Origin of the sequence: Corallococcus sp. 4LFB (genome assembly GCF_046520365.1) — a bacterium.
GTDB lineage: Bacteria > Myxococcota > Myxococcia > Myxococcales > Myxococcaceae > Corallococcus > Corallococcus caeni.
On sequence record NZ_JBKGHJ010000592.1, the window covers coordinates 1 to 4,580 of the forward strand.

Consider the following 4,580-nt stretch of genomic DNA (forward strand, 5'->3'; position numbering starts at 1 on the left):
CGCCGTAGCCGGCGCCTGGGCGGCCGCGGGCCGCGAGGCCGTCTGGGCCCCCGCGACCACGGGCAGGACGCACAGCCAAAGCGTCAACGGAAGCGCGCGCATCACTCGTACCTCAGTGCATCGATGGGATCCAACAGGCTCGCCTTGCGCGCCGGGTACAGCCCGAAGACGACCCCAACCAGGCCGCTGAACCCGATGGCCAGCAGCGCGACGTCCGGGCGGACCAGCATGGGCCAGCCGAACTGCGCGGCCAGCAGCTTCGCCACGCCCAGGCCCACGGCCGCGCCGATGATGCCGCCCAGCACCGCCAGCGTCAGCGCCTCGATGAGGAACTGCGCCAGGATGTCGCGCGGCCGGGCGCCCACCGCCACGCGCACGCCAATCTCACGCGTCCGCTCGGTGACGCTCACCAGCATGATGTTCATGATGCCGATGCCGCCCACCACCAGCGACACCGCCGCGATGGCCGCGAGCAGCAGGCTCAGCGTCTCCGTGCTCTGCTGCTGACCGCTGGCCACCTCCGCCAGGTTGCGCACGTCGAAGTCGTTGGCGTCGTCCTCGCCCAGGCGGTGGCGCTCCCGCAGGAGGTTCGTCACGTCCGTCTGGGCCTTCGCCGTGAGGTCCGCGCTCGCCGCCTGCACGAACACCGCGCCGGTGATGTACGCGCCCAGGCTCTGCGCCTGCACCTGGCGGCGGAAGGTGGTGGCCGGCACGAACACCGTGTTGTCGAAGTCCTGGCCCACGGGCGACTGGCCCTTGGGCGCCGTCACGCCCATCACGGTGAAGGGCGTCTTGTTGATGCGGATGACCTGCCCCACGGGGTTGAAGCCCTTGCCGTAGAGGTTGTCCACCACCGTCTGGCCCAGCACCGCCACCTTCGCGCCCGCCTCGTTGTCCGCGTCCGTGAAGTGCGCGCCCTTCGCCATGGTCCAGCTGCGCACGGTGAAGTAGTCCGTCGTCGTGCCGATGATGCTGGTGTTCCAGTTCTGGTCCTCGCTGAACACCTGCGCGTTGGAGCGCATCTCCGGCGCCGCGCCGCGCACGGTGGACAGCTGCGTGCGCACGGCCTCCAGGTCGTCCCAGGTGATGGTGGGCTGGCTGCCGAAGCCGCCCCTGGCGCCACCGGACCTGGACGACCCCGGCAGGACGATGAGCAGGTTGGTGCCCATGGAGTCGAAGACCTTCTGCACGCTGGCCTTCGCGCCGTCGCCAATGGCCACCATGGCGATGACCGCGCCCACGCCGATGATGATGCCCAGCGCGGTGAGCACCGAGCGCGTCTTGGAACGCAGCAGCGCACGCAGCGCCAGGACGACCGTCTCCAGGATGCTCATGTCCCCACCTCCTCGGCGGGCACCACCGCCGGGTTCGGCGTCTGGCGTCTGTCGTTCACGATGCGCCCGTCCTTCACCACCACGATGCGCTGCGTGTACTCGGCCACGTCCGGCTCGTGCGTCACCAGCACCAGCGTGAGGCCTTCCTTCTGGAGTTGCTGGAACAGCGCCATCACCTCCACCGTGGTGCGCGAGTCCAGGTTGCCCGTGGGCTCGTCCGCGAGGATGACGCGCGGCCGGCCCACCAGCGCCCGCGCGATGGCCACGCGCTGCTGCTGACCGCCGGAGAGCTGCTTCGGGTGGTGGTCCAGCCGGGCCCCCAGCCCCACGCGCTCCAGCGCCTCCTTCGCCCGCGCGCGGCGCTCCTTGGAGGGCACGCCCGCGTAGAGCATGGGCAGCTCCACGTTCTCCAGCGCGGTGGTGCGCGCCAGCAGGTTGAAGCTCTGGAAGACGAAGCCCAGGGTGCGGTTGCGCACGCGCGCCAGGCCGTCGCGGTCCAGGCGGGCCACCTCGCGGCCGTTGAGCAGGTACTCCCCGGAGGTGGGCCGGTCCAGGCAGCCCAGGATGTTCATCAGCGTGGACTTGCCCGAACCGGAGGAGCCCATGATGGAGACGAACTCGCCCGACTCCACCGTGAAGTCCACGCCGCGCAGGGCCCGCACCTCCACGTCGCCGGAGCGGTACACCTTCGCCACGTTCTTGAGCTGGATGACGGGGGGTGCCCGCTTCGTTTCCGCGTCCATCGGTCTGCCTCTGTCCCTTCCCCTGCCCGCGATGAAAGTGATTGGAACGGCCGCGTGCCTAGAACGGGCCCCGGCGCATGCCCCGGCCGCCCCCGCCACCGACGGGGCTCCTGCCCGACGGAGCTGGCGTGGGCGTCTCGCCCGCCGCCGAGTTCGCGGCGGTGATGACGCGGTCGCCGGCCTTCAGCTCCCCTTCCACCACCTCCGTGAACGTGCCGTCCGTCATGCCGGTGCGCACGTTCACGGCCACGGGCCGCGGCTTCTGCTCCGGCTGGCGGCGCAGCACGTAGACGGTGCGCATGCCGGCCGGGGCCTGCTGGGCGGGGGCCTGCCCGGCCGCGTCCGGCGACGGCGCGGGGCGGTAGCGCAGCGCCGTGTTGGGCACGGAGAGCGCCTGGTCCTTCTGCTGCGTGACGATGGTCACGTTCGCCGTCATGCCCGGCTTGAGCTTGAGGTCCGGGTTCGGCACGTCGATGACGGCCAGGTAGGTCACCACGTTCTGCACGGTGATGGCCTCGTTGCGGATCTGCCGGATGACGCCGTCGAAGGTCTCCCCCGGGAACGCGTCCACGGTGAAGGTGGCCTTCTGGCCGGGCCGCAGCTTGCCCACGTCCGCTTCCGCGATGCTGGTGTTGACCTGCATCTTGCGCAGGTCCTCCGCGATGGTGAAGAGCACGGGCGCCTGGAGGGACGCGGCCACCGTCTGGCCCACGTCCACGCTGCGCGAGATGACGATGCCGTCCGTGGGCGACACGATGGTCGTGTACTTGAGGTTCACCTCCGCCTCGTTGAGCGCGGCCTGCGCCTGGGCCACCGAGCCCTCCGCGGCCGTGACCTCCGCCTGTCCGCTGGCGGCGGCGGACTCGGCCGTCTCCAGCTCCGACTGGGAGATGAACTGCTGCGCGCGCAGCTCCTTCGAGCGCGCGGCCTGCTTCTTCGCCACGTCCGCGTTCACGCGCGCCTTCTGGAGGTTCGCGCGCGCGGCGGTCATGTTCGCCTTCGCCCGGTCCAGCGCGGCCTGCACCAGCTGCGGGTCGATGCGGGCGATGACCTGCCCCTTCTTGACCTGCGAGTTGTAGTCGACCATCAGCTCCTGGACGCGGCCGGAGACCTGGCTGCCGACCTGCACCGTCACCAGCGCCGCCACGGTGCCGGTGGCCGTCACCCGGGCCGTGAGCTTCCGGGCCTCGGCGGGGGTCGTCTCGTAGGTGACGGCGTCCGCCTGGCTTCCCGCGCGCATGCGCCAGAACAGCACCGCGCCCGCCACCACCAGGATCGCCAGGATCCAGGCCCAGCGCGGCACTCCGCGCTTGCGGCCCTCGTCCTCATCCAGCTCCACCGGCGCCAGGGCCGGCGCTTCCCGCGGCATCTCGCTCAAGGCCTTCATGCCCCTTATCTACGTTCTGAAATGTTTCGGCGAATCTCGTCTCTATTACGAAAGATGACCCACGGCGAGGCGACCGTCCGGCGTGTCCGCCGCCCCCACTCCGGGGAGCACGACGCGCGCGGTGGTGCCCTGGCCCGGCTGGCTCTCCAGCGTGAGGTGGCCGTGGTGCGCGTCCAGGATGCGGCGCGCCAGCGCCAGCCCCAGCCCCACGCCGCCCGTGGTGCGAGCGCGGCTGCGGTCGGTGCGGAAGAAGGGCGTGCCCACGCGCGCCAGGTCCTCCGACTCGATGCCGATGCCCTGGTCCCGGACCTCCACCTGGACGCCCCCGCCTTCCGCCCGGGCGTGCAGCCGCACGGTGGTGCCGGGCTCCGAATACTTCCCCGCGTTGTCGAGCAGGTTGTCCAACACGCGCCGCAGCAGCACGGGGTCTGCCTTCAGCGCCGGCAGCGCGCCGTCCACCTGGACCTCCAGCCGGTGCTTCGGCCGGGCGGAGCGGAAGCGGGCGGCGGCCTTCTCCACCAGCGCGTTCGCGTCCACGCGCTCCAGGCGCAGGGGAGGCACGCCGCCGCTCGCGCCATCCGTCACCAGCTCCAGGCGGGACGTGGTGAGCACGTCGGACACCAGGCGCTCCAGCTCCGACAGGTCCTCGGTGATGTCGGGCAGCAGCTCGCGCGCCGTCTGCGCGTCGCCCTCCGCGGCCAGGTCCAGCGCCACGCGGATGCGCGACAGGGGCGTGCGCAGCTCATGCGACACGTTGGCGAGCAGCTCCTTCTGCGAGCGGAGCAACTGGGTGATGCGGCCGGCCATCTCGTCGAAGGCCTCGGACACCAGGCCCAGCTCGTCCTTGCGGCGCAGGCCCGCGCGCACGTCCAGCCGTCCCGCGCCGAACGCGCGCGCCGCGCTGGCCAGCTTCTCCAGCGGGCCCGCGAGCGTGCGCGCGAAGGCGACGGAGGTGATGGCGGTACACGCCAGCACGAGCCCCGCGATGATGGCCGTCTGCCGGTCGCCGTCCGGCGGCGGGGGCGGCGGGGGCAGGGACACGGAGGCATAGACCTGGACGGGGCCCGGGAAGGGGCTCACCACCAGCAGGCGGCCGGGGCCCCACCGACGCCGGGG

At 71.9% G+C, this 4,580-nt stretch carries 4 protein-coding genes; all 4 read right to left on the minus strand.

The window, feature by feature from the left end; all coding sequences use genetic code 11:
• Window positions 1–101: 101 nt before the first annotated feature.
• Window positions 102–1,334 (minus strand): ABC transporter permease, encoded by a 1,233-nt coding sequence (locus tag ACLEQD_RS37555; RefSeq protein WP_410390678.1) that lies wholly within the window; start codon window positions 1,332–1,334, stop codon window positions 102–104.
• Window positions 1,331–2,077: an ABC transporter ATP-binding protein gene (locus tag ACLEQD_RS37560; protein WP_410390679.1), complete on the minus strand. Its 747-nt coding sequence runs from the start codon at window positions 2,075–2,077 to the stop codon at window positions 1,331–1,333. The genes ACLEQD_RS37555 and ACLEQD_RS37560 overlap by 4 nt, the downstream gene beginning before the upstream one ends.
• Before the next feature lie 58 nt (window positions 2,078–2,135).
• Window positions 2,136–3,464 carry an efflux RND transporter periplasmic adaptor subunit gene (locus ACLEQD_RS37565; RefSeq protein ID WP_410390680.1) on the minus strand — a complete coding sequence of 443 codons (1,329 nt, stop codon included), beginning with the start codon at window positions 3,462–3,464 and terminating at the stop codon, window positions 2,136–2,138.
• Between the two features lie 45 nt (window positions 3,465–3,509).
• Window positions 3,510–4,580, minus strand: a 1,071-nt coding sequence (locus ACLEQD_RS37570) for an ATP-binding protein (RefSeq protein WP_410390681.1), incomplete at its 5' end; no start/stop codon positions are given.